Source organism: Tamlana carrageenivorans, from assembly GCF_002893765.1.
Taxonomy (GTDB): domain Bacteria; phylum Bacteroidota; class Bacteroidia; order Flavobacteriales; family Flavobacteriaceae; genus Pseudotamlana; species Pseudotamlana carrageenivorans.
In genome coordinates this window covers 2,506,088-2,524,051 of the sequence record NZ_CP025938.1, presented here as the reverse complement: position 1 = coordinate 2,524,051, position 17,964 = coordinate 2,506,088, and the positions used below count along the sequence as shown (strand labels likewise).

Here is a 17,964-nt window from a genome sequence, read left to right as displayed (position 1 = left end):
TTATTTCACTTTTTTAAAAATTACAGCCGTATTACATCCTCCAAAACCAGAGGCTGTTTTTAAAAATATTTGCAAAGGCTTTTTAATGGTTTCCCCGATAACATTTAAAGGTTTTGAGACCCCTAAGGACTCAAAGCCTAAAGACTTATACAATGTTTGATTTTTTAAAGACTGCATTCCAATAATAGTTTCTACAAGTCCTGAAGCACCTAAAGTATGCCCGAAATAGCCTTTTAAACTATTAAGAGGTACCTGAGCTAAACCTATACGATTAAAGGCAATAGCCTCCATTTCGTCATTAAAAGGCGTTGCTGTGCCATGAGCAGAAACATAATCGATGGCATTGGAATTTATTTGCGCTTCTTTGAAGGCCGCTTGCATACTTCTAAATAAACCTTCACCTGTTCGTGAAGGTCCTGAAATATGATTGGCATCATTACATGAGCCCTCCCCTAAAATCTCAACAGCATCATCAGAAAGATGGTTTGAACTTCGTGTTACCAAGATTGAAGCGGCGGCTTCACCAATATTTATCCCCACTCTATGCGCATCATAAGGCTTACAAGGTGCTTGACTTAAAGCTTGAAAAGAATGAAAACCAGACCATGTAAAAGCACTTACAATATCGCCGCTTACAATAAATACGTGATCATAAATGCCGTGATTAATATAACGTTTAGCTATAGCTACCGATAAAACGCCTGAAACACATGCGTTTGAAACTACAATAGCCTCATTTTCAAAATTAAAAAACCTTCTAATTTCATTTCCTAAAGCACTTAAATAAGCCCGGTTTTTATCAAAAGTTTGAGTTGATTCTAAAACATCAATATTCCCCTTAGTAGTAGAAATTATGAGTCCGACACGAGCATCTAATGGTATGCTTGAAGCTTCAATAAGCTCATTTAAAGAGGATATCATCATTTGCTCCAAACGGGTGTGGGCTTTATGTGAATTTAATCTATTAAACTTTGATGCTAGCTTTTCTTGGTCAATTAAAGCGCCGCAGAAAGTTTCTTGAAATCCCGGTTCGTTTTCAACAACTTTCAGTCCGGTTTTTCCCGAAGCTATTTTTTTAACCACCTCATCGGTTGTAAACCCTAAGGGAGCTAGTATATGATTATATGATAGATAAACAGTACTCAATCGTAAAAGAATTATGAGGTTATAAAAGTCCTACTTGTTTTTTCCACGCCATAAAAAATTCGGGAATATTAAGCGATAACTCACCATTTCCAATATCATCAACAAAAACTTGAGTGGTTTCGCCCGTACAAACTACAAGCGCATCTTGATTGTATATTTCGTATCTAAAAATCATTTTTGCCGCTGGACTATCCACAAAAATGGTTTTAATGGTTGCTATATCACCATATTTTAAAGGTCTTTTGTGTTCGGTACTCGATTTTACAATAGGGGTAGCAAAACCATGATGTTTCTGATCTAAATACGAAATACCATGTTTTCTCCCGAAAGCCTCTCGGCCATCTTCAAAATACTTGATGTAATTTCCATGCCATACTATGCCCAAAGGATCAGTTTCTTCAAAGCGCACTCTCACCTGATTAGTGTGTACAATTTCTTTGTTTTTAGACGGCATTTTTCTTTTCATTATAAACTATGGCAATTAATGTGGTTGTGATAAAAAACAAAAATAACAGAATGATTTCTGGTAAAATTTCCACGACAGAAGTATTTCTTAAAAAGACATCAAGATAGGCATTTAAGCCCCAATTCATCGGTGAAATATTAGATAAGAGCTGCATAATTTCAGGCATAATAAAAACAGGTACCCATACACCGCCAAGTGCTGCTAGGATAACCACTAGCGTTGCTCCAAAAGGGGCCGATTGCTCTTGAGTGGTAGCAATGGTCCCTAAAAGTAGTCCTAAACCAATAGCGGCTAAACCTGTAAATACAGTTACGACAAAAAGCAAAAGCAATCTCCCAGAAACATCTAATGTTGGCAATCCTATTTCAGGAAATACAAATAAACCTACTAACAACATTAATACAAATTGTATAATGCATACGACCAAGTAAACCAAAGTTTTTCCACCTAAAACGGTAGCATACGAAACTGGATTGGTACGTAAGCGCACAAAAGTTCCTTGGTTTTTTTCTTTAACAATATTTATAGATAGTGGCACTATAATGAAGAAAATAGCAAAAAGCGTCCACGCTGGCACATTATGCTGAACAGAATTTGGCAGGATTTCTTGACCACCATTTTTTGCTGTAATTTCTTTAAAAGTAATAAAGTTTTCCGTTTCGAAAATCACTTCTGAAGGATCGTCGGTGATTTGTTTTTGAAAAGCCTTATAGATAGATTCCGTTTCGATTTTTGAAACCATTTTATCAATACCATTTTCCACTGAAGCCTTAAAAGACTGCTGAGTTGCGGGATCGAAATACAAACGCACTTCCTTTTTAGGGATATCAAGGGTATCTTCGGTGGGTGCATCCAGACCTATTTTAGCAATAATTCGATTTACATTTTGGTTAACTTTACGTTGTAAATCGGTCGATAAATTTTCAGGAATTACAATCGCTAGCTGATAGGTGCCTTTATAAACCAAATCCTTAGCTTCCTCTTCTGTTTTATCTAAAACCATTTTAAAAGCATTGGCGGTTTCCAAACCATTTTCGATCATTTTTGACACTTCACCTTTATCGTTATTTACCAATAAAATTGGAATATTCGTATCGGAAATGGTCTTAAAAGTGCTATCTTGAATAAGTGTTACCGTAATAATAAGTACCAATGGCATAATGAAAAGTATGGCCACCCCACCAATATCGCGACTTAATAGTAAAAGTTCCTTGTATGTTGACGCCCAAAGTTTATGCACTATCTCTTAATTCTTTACCGGTTAAACTTAAAAATACATCCTCTAAATTTTTAGCGTCATCAAACTTATCAATGAGCGCTTTGGGTTTGCCTTTAACCATAAGTTTCCCCTGATCAATAATGGCGACTTCGGTACAAAACAATTCGGCTTCATTCAAGTGATGTGATGTGTATATAATAGTTGTTCCATTGGCATTTAAACTTTGAAGAAAATCGATAATAACATTTTTAGACTGCACATCAACCCCAACGGTAGGCTCATCTAAAAACAAAACAGTGGGATCATGTAAAATACTAGCGATAAGATTAATACGTCTTTTCATGCCCCCAGAAAAGGTTTCAATTTTTTTATGAGCGAAAGCTAACAGGCCCAATTGTTCTAATTTTTCATAGATCTTACGATCTAGTTCTTGCCCCTTCAAGCCATACATACTTCCAAAATATTTTAAATTTTCAAAAGCTGTAAGCGTAGGATATAAGGCATACTCCTGTGGTACGATACCAATAAGTTGTTTGAGCTGATTTTTATGTTTTTTATAGGTAAGTCCATTAATGGTAAACGATCCTGAGGTGGGCTTTATTAACGAACACAACATAGATATTAAGGTTGTTTTCCCAGCGCCGTTTGGTCCTAGGAGTCCGAATATCTCATTTTTAGCAATAAACAAATCTAAATCCTTGACCGAATAAGCTTCGGCCTTATTATATTTTTTAGATAATTGTTCAATATTAATCATACTACACTGCCTTTCTTAAAGTTTTAAAAAATGCACGTTCTTTATCGGCAATGGTTTCCAACTGCGAAGCCACATCGTTATAGGCATCCATTTTAGCCTTTCTATTCCTATATATTCTTGAAGCATCCAGAGCAAAATCGCGCCATAAATCACCAATCACGGTCATTTCTTCAGACAATTCTGCTAGTTTTTCATTTTTCAATATCTTACTAGATTCCTGTAAAAAAGCGGCAAAAATGTAGCGAAAACCGCCTCCTCCTGTGCCAATCTCTTCTTGCATTCTAACAATCTGTCCCAGGTAGTGGTTTGCCTTTTTCACGCCATGCTTTTTAGGCCATTTTCTAATAAGTCGCGCTACCATTTTAATGCCCTTAACACCAATTATAGGAACAGGAGCTAACATGTCTTTGCAGGTATGTTTTATTCCTTTAATAATAGCTTTTTCTAAATCTAATTTTTCAGGAAATGCTTTTGGGTAATAAATATGCCCTTTAGGCGCCAAAGCTCCTTTAGCAAAGCGTACTTTTTCGAGTTGCTTTTCGGTTAAGGTGGTCACGGTTTCCATCACAGGATCGCTAATGAGGTAATGATCTCCTTCTTTACCATAAACCACTAAATTATGTGCATTAAAATGAAACCGATATTCATCAGGGAAATAAACCAGGTTATACACCCCTACTTGCAAGCCTACAGGATTATTATTTTTTAAATTTTGATCTAATCGTGCTTTGGCCTTGGCTGGACTTTTAAATTTTTCATGCTGAATTTTCACACCCACACGTTTTGCAAACCGCTTAAAAATTGCTCCAGGCATAGCTCTATAGGTTATCGCTGGCGCATGATTTACTTTTAAAAAAGGAAGGTAGCAATACAGTAAACCAGAACCTATACCAAACACCATGGGCTCACTAACATTAAAGCCATTATGCTTCATTAGGTTGGATACCACACCATTTTCACAATGTGCAGATTGGTGGTGCGTAAAATTAATCTCCATGCTTTATCTCTTTTAATTCCTCGATAGTTATCTCAAAAACATCGGCATATTTTTGAAGTATCTTATTTGAAAGCTTAGCAAAAACTTTGGGTTTAAAATGACGTTTTACACGCCACTGCCACATGCCTACATAACTGGCTAAAATAGGTACATCCATTTTATGAACTTCCATATAATACGCTAACGGACTTGTTTTGTTACGTATAACGTTTTGTCGGGCATTTTCAATACGCGCATTAATTTCTGCAATCGCATTATCTAAGGCTATGGTTTTAGGCTCCCACCCCGAACTATGTGCCGTCGTGTACTCGCCTTTTTCATTTACAGCATAGCACAACTCTTTAGATTGGGTAGACTCTAAATTACTTTTATCTTGAGGAACGTCTCGTTTTTTCATCTTGTAACTATTATTCTAGTTTTTGAATAAACAAATTTAAAACACAAGATAACAATTCTTTATTTGAAGATAAAACAGCACAAGACAGCGTACAAATACTGTAATCATCGGCATCAAATCTAGACAACAATTTAGCGTTTGATAGGATCGTTTCGCCTACCTTTGGGCAGGCCACAACTTTAACACTTTTTATAGCACTAATAAAACCGATAAGTTTAGTACCCTTACCTTCCACATCATTATCATCAAAATAACTTTTACCAACAATCGATGAGCATGTTTGAGCTGCATTTTCAATCAAACCAACCTCACTAAACACGCCGTTAACAACAAAAATATCATCAGTTCTAATGGTAAATGCCGTAGAGACATGTTCATCATCAATAGAAATCACTTTATCCACCATTAAAAATGGAGCCCTATGCGGTAAAAAGTTTTGAATATCTAAAGATTGAATATTATGCATCGGCTACAATTACGGTTTTCATTTCTGCACTGGCAAGCTTTTCACCGTGCGCATTAACCACTTCTACAGCTACCATGGTAAACCCATTAAACTCATGAAGGATATTAACCTTGGTTGTAATTATATCGTTTAAACACGGTAAGGCGTATACTTCTGCTTTTTTTATAGCCCCGATGTAACCAATAGGTGCTTTTGCGCCTTTTATAGAATAATCGAATCCGGTATGAAGGGCTACGGTTTGCGCCATATTTTCAATAAGACCAACTTCTAGCAAATGTCCTTCCTTCAAAAAAATATTATCTTCTAAAACTTTAAAGCTAGACACTACAAATTCTGCTGAAAATTGAAGTAAGGTATCAACCATAACAAAGGGCCATTTTTGAGGAATCAAATGCCCAATATTTCGAAGCGGTAATTGCAGCGTTCCCATAAATTAACAAACAGTTAAATAGGCGTAAGCAAAAGAAAATCTAGCACTTTCTGGAACCGAAAGCAATATTTTATCACCCTTTTTAAGTTTCCCTGAAGCGACCAATTCTTCCAACATCAAAAAAATGGAGCCCGCACCAACATTACCAACCTTACTTAAATTCATGAACCAGTTTTCCCAAGGAATTTCTACGCCTTGATCTACCATTTCCTGGTACAAACGTTCTTTGAAATAATAAGAGGAAATATGCGGTAAATAATAGTCGATTTCAGTAGGTTTTAAATCATGTTTTTTCAGTAGCTTTTTAAAACTATCGACGCCTTTAACAAGAATGTTTTCACTTAACAGCTTAACATCTTGCTTTACGGCAAACAATGATTTAGTACTCCATTCTGCCGAAGGATAATCGGTCCATGACTTCAAACGACCATCTTCTTGCTTATCGCCACCGGCATACATACAAGTCTCCATTTCAAAGGCGTATGAGTAACCTTCCATCCATTCAATTTTAAGCGGCTGTTTTCCTTTAGGCTCATTCTCTAATAAGAAAGCACCAGCCCCATCAGAAAGCATCCAACGTAAAAAATCTTTTTCAAAGGCTAAAATAGGATCACTTTCTAGAGATTTAAGATGGTTAATTTCCTCTTCATAGGTGCTAGACATCAGCCACGATGAAGATCTTTCAGACCCTGTACATACCGCATTATTAGTTTGTTCAGATTTCACAGACATAAAGCCATACTTTAAGGCATTCATACCCGAACAGCAAGCACCAGAAGGCGAATTAACTTCTAAATTTCCATTTTTTAAAGCTCCGTGAACCATTGAGGCATGCGATGGAATAAGCTGATCTGGACTTGTGGTACCACAAGATAACAACTCGATATCTTCTAATTTAAAATCGGAGTCACATAAATTGACTACAGCTTCCTTAGTGAGTTCGGCATTATTATGCGTCATCTCACCCTTTTCATTTATAGCATAATACCTGGTTGTAATTTGATTATTTCTTAAAACAATACGTCTTCCTTTTGAAGCTTTACCATTAAGTGTACCCAATTTCGACTCCATCTCGTCATTACTAACAGGATGATTTGGTAAAAACTTGGATATTCTAGTAATGTAAACGTCTTTCATACTTTGCAGTCTTCTATTTTAATTCTACCGATTCGTAATAGACTTTCTCTCGCTTGATTCTCCCTAAACTTGGTAGATAAGTAAGCAAAAATAAGATAAAAACGATAGGAGCAATGACCCAAATCGCAATTAACAAATATTTCGTGAATATTTTGACCCAAAACTTACGTTTTGGACTATCTATGCCCCCTTTAGATTTTAAAAACTTAGCCCATTTACTAAAAATAAGGTTACCTCGTTGGTCTGTAACCACTAAAAACGGTTTGATTTTTACGGCATCTTTTTTCAAAAGATTTTCCTGCAAAGCACTATATTCATTAATTTTTACATGATTTAATATAACCTCTCCAAACTTAGAAGCTTCATCAATATCGGATTGAGAAACACCTGGTTTGGGAAAAATGTTTAAGAAGCGTTCTTTTTTTCCAGAAAACATCCACTGCACAATAGTTATCACGCTCACATGATTAATATGCCGATCCACCAAGGCAATATTACCCACCAATTTGGCTTTCAAACCTTTAAGCTGACGCTTTAATTTTTCTTGAGCCATAATCCACATATTTCGACTACCACTAACAGTAATTACCGGGGTATTTTTTAGCAGTTTTTCGGCATCGGTGCTTTTAAGAAAAGAATTGATTGGAATAGACGGTGTTAGATACCACACTTGATACCCTAAAACAATTAAATCGTAAGTTTTATTTAAAATGTCTTGAGGAACAGGGTGTATTTTTGCAGGTTCTTGAAGAAAGGATTCTGGAAAAACCCCCATAAACTTTTCTTTGGTCCATGGAAAAGGAAAGTCCTCCACCATTTTTATATTATGAAAATCGATAGTCACAGCATCATCCTGTTGCATGGGAGCTACGATATTTTCCAGAATTTCGGTAAGTTGCCCAGATTGGGAATAATGTATAACTAAAATATTTCTCAATAGTAATTATTTTTTATGTGTGTTCCAAAAGTAAAAATAGTTAAACCATTGTAATGGGTACTGGCTTAAAATCCAAGTTAAACTTTCTATATATTCTTTTAGTAAAGCCTTAGCATCACGTTGTTTAAATTCGGCTTTTCTGGTATATAGATGATAATGTGTACGTGTTTCTTTCATCACATAAACAAATAACACAGGAACCGGTAATCGCGAAGATATTAAAAAAGGTCCTGCGGGGAAGGCTGCTTCCTCATTTAAAAAGATTTCCGATAAATATTTAGCCCCTTTAACGTAGCGATCGCCGGTAATACATACCAATTCATTTCTTGCTAGCGCTGCATTTATTTCAAAAATATGAGATAAATCTTCTTGAATATATATGAGGTTTACGTTGGGTTTGCTTGTAATAGATTGTAAGTAGGCTTTAATATCCGAATGTTCAGAATCGGTAGTAAGAATATTAATAGCAGCTTTCTCTTCTAGCTCTCCGAAAAAATATTCGGCAATTTCAAAATTCCCAACATGAGCACTAATTAAAATGCCCCCTTTTTTATTTTTCAAAGTTTTATTAATAAGCTCTATACCATCAAAATGGTAGGTAAACTTATCCCTTAAACCCGATTGAATAGCAATTTTATCTATAATGGTTTGGCCAAAAACATAATAACTTTTGAAGATGCTTATGATACTTTTTAGACTCGAAAACTGTTGTCGCTTTCTGAAGTAATTATAATTTGCTTTTGTATTTCCCCAAGCAAAAATAAAAAAGTAAGACGACACAAAATACAAGACAAAATAAGCAACGCCCAAACCTAATTTCCTAATACAAAACACAAAGATTTTATACCCAAGAACAGTACCTCTTGACTGCCCTCGCCATTCTTTTAACATAGAATAATTAGCTTAATTTATTTATATTTTGGGTTATAAAACCCCTGTAATGCTCTCTCTCTTTTCAAATTCTTTACCAAGAAAACCGTTGTTTTTTTACCATATCGACTCTATCCATGGTATAATATCACGTTTACAATCATTAACCCAGTACTTGCGTCAATTTAAAAATTGAGATTGACAAAAGTACATCATTTTTTCATCTTAAGATTTGTGTATTAAATTTAATTATGACCTCTGTTATTGGCCTTAAAAGAAGATAAAGACGGTTTTATTAAGCCCTTCAAGCTCCTACAAACATCTTTAATAAGACATTAAAAAGCATCCTATTGTATTATTGAAATGCGCGAAATAAATTTAAACGACTAGATATAAACAACGTTTTATAAAACTTCGTAAAATTATAGCGTAAGGACTTCAAAATGCTTTTTATATTTTGGAAACTTTATAAATGCCATGCCCCTCATTACCTAATTTACGAAATCTACTTGATACCATAAATACATTTTATTAAACAACCTTAAAGGCAAGTATCCCTAGCAAACAAAACAATTATACCCTAAATTAATGTCTTGCTAAAAATTTCAGAGGAATACGTAACACAAAAACGTACAACAAAAAATTAATTATTAATAATTCGTTGATTGCTTGATTTCAATTACTAAATTTCGCTTAATTTTGAGTGCTCATTCAATGCTTACCTAATTTTTGAATATGAAATTAAACCGTATCAACGTTGATGTTTTAATTATCGGCGCAGGGCCTTCAGGTTGTGTAGCCTCGGCTTACCTTAATAAAAAAGGCATCAAAGTTAAAGTTGTTGAAAAAAGTAAATTCCCTCGTTTTGTAATTGGCGAAAGTTTGCTTCCCAAGTGCATGGCACATTTTGAAGAAGCTGGCTTACTTCATGTTTTAAAAGACCACGGTTTTGAGATTAAAAGAGGGGCGCGCTTTTTAAGAGATGACATTGTATGCAACTTTGATTTCAGTAAAAAACACACACCTGGATGGGATTGGACTTGGCAAGTGCCTCGTGCTGATTTTGATGAACTTTTAGCAAACGAAATTCAAAAACAAGGTGTAGATTTGAGTTTTGATCATGAAGTGATCGATGCCAAATTTAATGACGAAGGCATTTCGATAACCACCATAAAAGACGAAAACGAACAATTGTATGAAGTTAAAGCAAAATACATTATTGACTCTAGTGGTTACGGTCGTGTATTACCGCGATTATTAGGGCTAGACAAACCGTCGTCTATTCCAGAACACTCCTCTATGTTTACCCATCTAAAAGACATAAACCGACCTGCCGGAGAAGAAGGCACATTAATTACTTTTGATGTTTTAGATCGCGACACTTGGTTTTGGGTGATCCCTTTTTCCAATGGCGACACCAGTATTGGTTTTGTTGGAAAAACAGAACTTATTGAATCGTATGAAGGCGACATGAAAAACATGCTGAAGCTTTCAAAATACTACCACAAACGTTTTGAAAATGCAGATTTTAAGTTTGCCCCTATCAGCATAAAAAACTATGCGAAATCGGTAACACAACTTTTTGGAAAAGGCTATGTTTTAACAGGAAACAGTGCCGAATTTTTAGACCCTGTTTTTTCGTCGGGAGTTACTTTCGCCACCGAATCGGCTTTAAAATCGGCTAAATTAATTGTAACAGAATTAACAGAACGCCCTGTAGACTGGCAAACCGAATACAGCGATTACATTATGAAAGGAGTTAATGTTTTTGCCACATACGTTAAAGAATGGTATACGGGAAATCTACAAACTTTATTTTTTCACCGACCTGAGAACCCCGAAATAAAAAAACAAATTTGTGCGGTTTTAGCTGGTTATGTTTGGGATGAAACCAATCCGTTTGTAAAAAAACACGATAGATTAGTTAAAAATTTGGCGCATATTATTCATATGAATCAAGGGCAATAAAAGCTTAAGAACCCCCATCACACCAACGTTTTATTCTGATTTTTAAAGCGTTGTAGGCGCATTCAGAATTTAGCTCAATTGAGTAATACTCAGATATTAAAAACCAAGAATTGATTAAATATCAGTCTTGGTTTTTTGTTTTTTTATTAAAATCATACTGTGTAATAGTTTTGAGGTGGTAACAAGACATAGCTATCCCTGTAAAATTTTATAATAACTAAAATTTAGGCCGCTATTTGAACTCGTTTTTTTTGCATTCGCCTACCAATTTCTAGAGCATTTGCGGTATGTATTCCAAAGAATATCCAAAGGGTTTCGGTAGCTTTTGTTTTAGCTTTTATGCGTTTGAGATGGTAATGTTCCTTTTCCTTTCCAAAACTTCCTTCTAATCTAGTTGCTCTTTCTTTGGTAATTGCTGATTTAAGTTGTTTCTCTTGCTTATAGTTTTTAGGAAGTTTCCCTTTACGCTTGAAGTCTGTTTTGATATTGTTTTTAGTTACAAAATTTCTATTGTTATTGGTAGCATATATAGCATCTGCACCTACTATTTTCACTTTCCTTTTTGTTAGTGATTGTGTCTTGTAAACAGAGCTCTTTAGCCGTGTATCTTCATTAAAAGCATTAAAACTTAAGTGTTCTATAAAATTAATACCATCTATTTGTAGTTTGTTAACCTTGGCTCCATATTCAACAGGCTTGACCTCTTTTCCTCGTACGATAGGTCTGAGGTAATCCTTATCAATACTCACAATTCTATCTTTGGGAGAGATTCCTGTTTCAAAATACGCTTTTTGCTGGGTATAAACTATTTTTAGTATGGCCACACGGCGGTAATAGTTTTTTGTAAATTGAACTTTGTAGGTATCTCGAAGCTCTTGTTCGAATTTTATAAACTTGTCAAGCAGATGTAGTAATGATCTTGTGAGTGGTTTTCGTTTTTTGTTAGTTTTTCGACGCATTTTACTAAATTCTGTATAACGATGCTTCCATTTTCTATATTTAGAACGCTGCATTTTTATACCTAAAATTTTACAGGTTTCTCTAAGCTGCTTATATAGCCAATTTACAGCTTCCCATAGTAATTTTTGAGGTGTAGGATAACGACACTCACTCTCGTAACAAGTAGCGTCAACAGTAATTTGGTTCTGACAATCAATATGATTATTCCAATGATTAAACAAGTCCTTTTCTAATAAATTGATATCTAGCTTGTCTGCCAATTCACAACGTATTTGACTGACTATTTTAAAATTAGTAAGTCTATTAAAACCCAAGTGTATGTCACAGAAAAACTGATAATCAATATTACTATTGAGTTGCTCTATAAGTCTCCTATCTGAGCTACAAGTGTAATGCTTTAAAAACATCAATGCTATTCTGCCTTTGGGACTAAACAGCATTTTGCTACCTGTAGTTTTTTCTTTAATACCAAAAGTATCAACTAAAGAATCCCATGGAATTGCGCTGTAAATTTTCCCTAAATCACTTTCTAAAAATCGACGGTAATAAGCATCAAAGTTTTCTGTAGAAGATAAAAATGAAAACTCATGCTGAAATTCACTAATTTTCTGTATTTTCATAAATGTAAGAATAAGAAAACCCCGTTTTTGGCTCTCAATAGCCCTTTTCGGGGTTTTTATGTACTTAAATTTACGTAAAAATACCTGTATTTACAAGGGATAGGGCATTTTCTGAATACGCCTTCAAAAACACAAAATTTTGGATAAACTCTTGCGGTGGCGCGGGGAACAACACAAAAGACAGAGGTGTTTTGCTTTTCGCAAAATGCTGGGTTTTGTGTTGTGGGTAATAAAAAAAGAGCCTTCCGAAAAAGACTCTTAAAATATAAAATTAATGATCGTGATTTGAATGCCCTTCTTCCTTTTTATCTCCAGATTGATTCATCATCATTTCATGATCGTATTGACAACAACCTTGCAATTCCTTATAAGCTTCTTCACTACCTGCAACTTTTTCGGTGTCGTAACCTGAAGCTGCTATTGCCTTATGAATTGCCATGGCATCCGTTTTGCTTTCATCAAAAGAAACGTCAATTTTTTTCTTATCAACATCCCAGTTAGCACTTGCAACACCTTCTACACTATTGACCGCCTTTTCAATGGTATTTTTACACATACCACAATTACCTCTAACACCAAAGGATATGTCTGTATATGCCATTTCCTTTGGCATTTCAGTAGTTGGAGTTTCTATTTCTTTTTTAGTTTCGTTTTTACAACTTGTTAAACCTAATGCTGCTATTACCGCTACGCTTAAAATTACTTTCATTGTTTTAAAATTTAATTATTACTACTTAATTTATTATTCTATGACTTGTTTTACTTCACCGCAAGTTATCATGGCACTACCAAAATATGGGTTAACTACTTTTTTTTCTCTACTCAACCAATATGCACCATTATTGTTATCTGCCATCGGACAAAATTCCACATAAACTTTCTCATTAACCCCAAACAGCTGTACTGCAGTTATTAGTGGTGTTGTGAGGTGTTTGAAATCGTTTCTTTGCTCATTTATATCTGAGGTTTTAGAAATAGACGTTGCAGAGGGTTTTATTTCTTTCATTAGTGACATCCAATGATTATGCGCCTCACCTTTAAGCAATTTCATATCTACCCGACTTAAACTAGATAATAATGAGGATGCTGTTTTGGAACTTCCTTCTGAGTCATCTTTTACTAACGCATCTTTTAATTTGATATAGTCGTTAAACACAGCTTTTAATTGTTCTTGAAATTTCTCTGAAACAGTTACACGTTTATTTATACCAGAACGCTCATTTTCGGTACTGGAATTATTTTTTTCCATTCCAGAATGTCCTTCATGACCTGTCATTGTTTTACCACCATGCTTATTCATCATAGATTTTTTACCTTGTAATTGTGCTGCTGCATCAACTGTAAATGTGCCATTGGTTACTATTTCATCACCACTACTTAACCCTTCTAGCACCTCATAATTAGCATCTATTTTACTACCTAAAGTCACTTCTTTCAATTCAAAAACAGGTTCATTAAGTGATGTTTTGATGTATACAACAGAGCGTTCGCCTGTCCAAAGCACTGCTGAAGCTGGAATGGTTATGGTTTCATTGGAATTGGCTTTAACACTTTTAATTTCTGCGGTTACAAACATACCTGGCTTAAAAAGGGCTTCCTTGTTATTTAAAACTACTCGTAAATCTATAGTACGTGTATTAGTATTTAAAACAGGATCAATAAAGTCAACTTTTCCTTTAAAATCTTTATTAGGGTAAGCGTTTGAAATCACATTAATTTCTTGACCTTTTTTAAATTGTTCAATTTGATTTTCATACACATCAAAGTTTGCCCAAACCGTATTTAGGTTTGTTATATCAAACAAAGCTTGCCCTTGTTTAATATAATCGCCCTGTTCTATCAATTTTTTGGTAACTGTACCTGAAACCGTGGCGTGTATAGGGAAATTTTCAATGACTTTACCTGACGTTTCTATTTGGTTGATTTGGTTTTCAGAAAGTTTCCAAAGTTTTAATTTATTACGTACCGCTTTGTACAAGGTAGGTTGTGACTCTTTTAAGGAAGCTGCAGTAATCAATTCTTGTTGTGCTGCATACAGTTCTGGCGAATAAATAGAAGCCAACAATTGTCCTTTACGCACTTTTTCACCTGTAAAACTAATATTTAAGCGTTCTATTCTACCAGAAAAGTAACTGACCTGAACAACATTGGTTTCTTCGTTTTCTACTATTTCACCTGATAGTTTAACGATTCCATCAGCTGTTAAATCTTTACCTACAACTGTAGTTTGAATATTAGCCAATGCCATCGCATTTTCAGTAAGTTTAAATTGATCTGCAAGTAAACCATCTGCTACAGCTTCGGCAGGAATTAAATCCATACCACAAATAGGGCAATCGCCCGGTTCAGGTTGCATAATTTGTGGATGCATTGAGCAGGTCCACATTTGATTGGTTTCTGCAACCTCATCGTGATTATGAACTTTTTCTTGTTTAGACGAACCACTAAAAAGCAACCATCCCAACAATAGACCAGTGGCAACTAAGCCTATGTATATCACTATTTTATTATTTTTCATTTTCTAATCGTTTTATCATTCCTTTCATTTCTTCTATTTCTTTACGCTGTGCTTTAATGATATCTTCAGCCAATTTTTTAACTTCTGGGTCTTTTATATCTGCCCTTTCACTTGTTAAAATGGCTATAGAATGATGTGGAATCATGGCTTTCATCCAGAGTACATCACCAATTATTGGAGCTTGCGTTCTTACTAAACCTAATGCGCTTACAAACAGGATAAAACTTCCTGCAAGTATTGCTATATTCTTTTTTTATCATTATACATTTTTCGCATAAAAAACCACATAATGACTGCCATTGTAGAAATCCCTAAACAGGTCATATAGAAACGTGTTAAGCTAAACCAAACATGATCTATTGCATACGTATTTAAATACATCGTTATATACATTGCTACAAAAGAGCAAGCCAACATTAAAAAGAAAGTTTTATAACTTCCCTTTTTATGATTATCCTTTGAATTTTTCATAATTATTTGATTTTATAGTTAAATTTTAATTGTTCTTAATCTTAAAGCATTTGCTATTACTGAAACCGAGCTAAAACTCATGGCTAATGCTGCAATCATTGGAGACAATAAAATGCCAAAAAATGGAAATAACACTCCCGCTGCAATAGGCACACCTAAAGTGTTATAAATGAGGGCAAAAAATAAATTCTGTTTAATATTTCTCATAACAACATGACTCAAGTTTTTTGCTTTCACAATACCATGTAAGTCACCTTTAACCAATGTTATCATGGCACTTTCAATAGCTACAGATGTACCCGTTCCCATGGCAATACCAATGTCACTTTTAGCCAATGCTGGTGCATCATTAATACCATCACCTGCCATGGCAACTACTTTTCCTTTTTCTTGAAGTTTTTCTACTTCTTTAAGTTTATTTTCTGGAAGCATACTGGCTTTAAAATCTGCCAAATTAAGTTCTGCTGCTACAGCTTGTGCTGTATCGTAATTATCGCCTGTTAACATGATGACTTCAATACCGTTACTTTGAAGTTCTTTAATGGCTTTTGCACTAGTTTCCTTAATTTTATCACCTATAACAACATACCCAATAACAGTTTCTCCCAATGATAAATATGACACTGTTTTACCTTGCTTTTGATAAGATTTAGCCTTGGCTTCCATTTTAGATGTGATGTCTGCCTTCGCATATTCCATCATTTTAGGGTTTCCTAATGCTACATTTTTATCATTAATCACAGCTTCAACACCTTTTCCTGTGATGGCACTAAAATTATCTGATTTTAGTATTTCTACCTGATGCTCCTTTCCGTATTTCACAGTCGCTTCGGCTAAAGGATGTTCGCTATTCGTATTCAATGAAACCATGTATTGAAGTACTTCTTTCTCATTGAAATCCGCTCCAAAAGCACCTATAGTTTCTACTGTTGGTTTACCTTCTGTGATCGTACCTGTTTTATCGATAATTAAAGTATCTACCTTATCCATTTTCTCAAGTGCTTCGGCGTTTTTAATTAACACACCATTTTGAGCCCCTTTGCCTACACCAACCATTACAGACATTGGTGTTGCTAACCCTAAAGCACAAGGGCATGCAATAATTAGAACTGCTATGGCATTGACAAACGCATATACATACACCGGCTCTGGCCCCCAAATGGCCCAAACAATAAATGTAATTACAGAAATGAGTACGACCACTGGCACAAAAAATCCAGATACTTTATTAGCTAAATTTTGAATTGGAGCGCGACTTCTGCTCGCATCGTTAACCATATGAATGATTTGTGAAAGCAACGTATCGCTTCCTACCTTTTCAGCTTTCATCAAAAAGGATTGATTGCCATTAATGGTTCCACTACTAACTTTATCATCTTGTGATTTGTTCACAGGAATAGGTTCCCCTGTTATCATAGATTCATCAATGGTTGTTTCGCCTTCGGTAATCACACCATCAACAGGTATTTTATCACCAGGTTTTACTTTGAGAATATCATTTAATGCGATCTTATCAATACTGACTTCAATCTCTTCACCATCTATTATTTTTACAGCTTTATTGGGCGCTAACTTTAATAGTTCCTTAACTGCAGAATTGGTTTTACTATGAGCACGCGCTTCTAAAAGCTGGCCTAAAAGCACCAAGGTTAGAATTACTGTTGCTGCTTCAAAATAAACATGCACTGCACCCGATTCTGTTTTAAACTGTGCAGGAAATACATTTGGAAAAAACATGCCAAAAACACTAAACAACCAAGCTACACCTGCTCCTATTCCAATAAGTGTAAACATATTTAGATGCCATGTTTTTATACTTTTGTAGGCACGCTCAAAAAACATCCATGTTGCATAAAACACGACAGGAATAGACAGAGCGAATTGCATCCAATTCCAATATTTTTGCTCCATAATGTCATACAATGGATTATTGGTAAGCATCTCACTCATTGCTATCAAGAAAATTGGCAATGTAAAAGCAATGGCTATTTTAAACTTCTTCAATAACTTTTTATAGGTTTTCTCTTCTGCTAAACTATCGGCTTCCAAGGGCACCAAATCCATTCCACATTTAGGACAAGCACCTGCTTCATCTTTTATAATTTCTGGATGCATAGGGCATGTCCATTGTTCTGAATGTAAAGTTGAAAGGTTTTGTTCTTCAACCAAATCCATGCCACAAACAGGACAGTCTCCTGGTTGGTTATAAGTTTTATCGCCTTCGCAATGCATTGGACAATAAAAGGTGCCTGTACCCTTACCTTTTGGCTTTGGCGCTTTTTCCTCTTTGGTATGTTGGTGTTCTCCTTGGTTATGAATACTGTAACTGCCGCCATCTTCCTCTAACGCTTTTTGAAACGTTTCTAGAGGAATATGAGAATCCATTTCGATGGTTGCTTCAGCCTTTTCTAAATTAACAGAAGCCTTTGACACACCTGAAACTTCTGATAGTGTTTTTTCTACGTGACTGCGACAGCCGTTGCATGTCATGCCGTGTATGTGATATGTATGTTTCATTTGTTTTTTTTTATGTTCTCAATGGTCAGATGTCATTAATTCTTTTAAAAAACCTTTAATAGGTTCATATTAATACAACCGCTCATTT

16 protein-coding genes and 1 pseudogene are annotated in these 17,964 nt (G+C 35.1%); 1 reads left to right on the top strand and 16 read right to left on the bottom strand.

The annotated features are described in order from the left end of the window. Genes C1A40_RS11195 through C1A40_RS11145 form a run of 11 tightly spaced genes read right to left on the bottom strand, consistent with a single transcriptional unit; the run spans position 1 to position 8,843 of the window. A complete protein-coding gene (locus C1A40_RS11195; RefSeq protein ID WP_102995964.1) occupies positions 1-1,146 on the bottom strand; it encodes a beta-ketoacyl-[acyl-carrier-protein] synthase family protein in 1,146 nt (381 codons plus the stop codon). Positions 1,147-1,165: 19 nt separating this feature from the next. Beyond that, positions 1,166-1,612 (bottom strand): acyl-CoA thioesterase, encoded by a 447-nt coding sequence (locus C1A40_RS11190; protein ID WP_102995963.1) that lies wholly within the window; start codon positions 1,610-1,612, stop codon positions 1,166-1,168. Next, positions 1,590-2,852: an ABC transporter permease gene (locus tag C1A40_RS11185; RefSeq protein WP_102995962.1), complete on the bottom strand. Its 1,263-nt coding sequence runs from the start codon at positions 2,850-2,852 to the stop codon at positions 1,590-1,592. The genes C1A40_RS11190 and C1A40_RS11185 overlap by 23 nt, the downstream gene beginning before the upstream one ends. Further along, positions 2,845-3,588, bottom strand: coding sequence for an ABC transporter ATP-binding protein (locus C1A40_RS11180; protein WP_102995961.1), 744 nt, complete (start codon positions 3,586-3,588; stop codon positions 2,845-2,847). Before C1A40_RS11180 ends, C1A40_RS11185 begins: the two co-directional genes overlap by 8 nt. 1 nt (position 3,589) lies before the next feature. Beyond that, the gene (darH, locus tag C1A40_RS11175; RefSeq protein WP_102995960.1) at positions 3,590-4,585 is read right to left on the bottom strand and encodes a BtrH-related acyltransferase DarH; all 996 of its coding nucleotides are present in this window, start codon (positions 4,583-4,585) and stop codon (positions 3,590-3,592) included. Then, entirely contained in the window at positions 4,575-4,982 is a 408-nt protein-coding gene (gene DarG, locus C1A40_RS11170) for a flexirubin biosynthesis protein DarG (protein ID WP_102995959.1), read from the bottom strand. The genes darH and DarG overlap by 11 nt, the downstream gene beginning before the upstream one ends. Positions 4,983-4,992: 10 nt before the next feature. Then, a complete protein-coding gene (locus C1A40_RS11165) occupies positions 4,993-5,448 on the bottom strand; it encodes a hotdog family protein (protein WP_102995958.1) in 456 nt (151 codons plus the stop codon). Continuing rightward, a complete protein-coding gene (locus C1A40_RS11160) occupies positions 5,441-5,878 on the bottom strand; it encodes a hotdog family protein (protein WP_102995957.1) in 438 nt (145 codons plus the stop codon). The genes C1A40_RS11165 and C1A40_RS11160 overlap by 8 nt, the downstream gene beginning before the upstream one ends. Positions 5,879-5,881: 3 nt before the next feature. Then, on the bottom strand, positions 5,882-7,015 hold the full coding sequence (gene darB / locus C1A40_RS11155; protein ID WP_102995956.1) for a dialkylresorcinol biosynthesis protein DarB: 1,134 nt from the start codon (positions 7,013-7,015) through the stop codon (positions 5,882-5,884). Between the two features lie 13 nt (positions 7,016-7,028). After that, positions 7,029-7,952 carry a hypothetical protein gene (locus tag C1A40_RS11150; protein WP_102995955.1) on the bottom strand — a complete coding sequence of 308 codons (924 nt, stop codon included), beginning with the start codon at positions 7,950-7,952 and terminating at the stop codon, positions 7,029-7,031. A gap of 6 nt (positions 7,953-7,958) precedes the next feature. Next, entirely contained in the window at positions 7,959-8,843 is an 885-nt protein-coding gene (locus C1A40_RS11145) for an LpxL/LpxP family acyltransferase (protein ID WP_102995954.1), read from the bottom strand. Positions 8,844-9,557: 714 nt separating this feature from the next. On the opposite strand from C1A40_RS11145, the gene C1A40_RS11140 reads away from it, so the two are divergent. Beyond that, complete coding sequence (locus tag C1A40_RS11140; protein ID WP_102995953.1) at positions 9,558-10,790, top strand: NAD(P)/FAD-dependent oxidoreductase; 1,233 nt, start codon at positions 9,558-9,560, stop codon at positions 10,788-10,790. Between the two features lie 224 nt (positions 10,791-11,014). On the opposite strand, the gene C1A40_RS11135 is transcribed toward C1A40_RS11140, so the two are convergent. The 5 genes and pseudogenes from C1A40_RS11135 to C1A40_RS11115 form a co-directional block, all read right to left on the bottom strand. After that, positions 11,015-12,370 carry a transposase gene (locus C1A40_RS11135; RefSeq protein ID WP_102995952.1) on the bottom strand — a complete coding sequence of 452 codons (1,356 nt, stop codon included), beginning with the start codon at positions 12,368-12,370 and terminating at the stop codon, positions 11,015-11,017. Between the two features lie 271 nt (positions 12,371-12,641). Beyond that, positions 12,642-13,079 carry a heavy-metal-associated domain-containing protein gene (locus C1A40_RS11130; RefSeq protein ID WP_102995951.1) on the bottom strand — a complete coding sequence of 146 codons (438 nt, stop codon included), beginning with the start codon at positions 13,077-13,079 and terminating at the stop codon, positions 12,642-12,644. 33 nt (positions 13,080-13,112) lie between these two features. Beyond that, on the bottom strand, positions 13,113-14,888 hold the full coding sequence (locus C1A40_RS11125; protein ID WP_102995950.1) for an efflux RND transporter periplasmic adaptor subunit: 1,776 nt from the start codon (positions 14,886-14,888) through the stop codon (positions 13,113-13,115). Beyond that, positions 14,878-15,359: pseudogene (locus C1A40_RS11120) on the bottom strand (DUF305 domain-containing protein). Before C1A40_RS11120 ends, C1A40_RS11125 begins: the two are co-directional and overlap by 11 nt. An 18-nt stretch (positions 15,360-15,377) precedes the next feature. Next, on the bottom strand, positions 15,378-17,876 hold the full coding sequence (locus tag C1A40_RS11115; protein ID WP_102995949.1) for a heavy metal translocating P-type ATPase: 2,499 nt from the start codon (positions 17,874-17,876) through the stop codon (positions 15,378-15,380). Positions 17,877-17,964 lie beyond the last annotated feature (88 nt).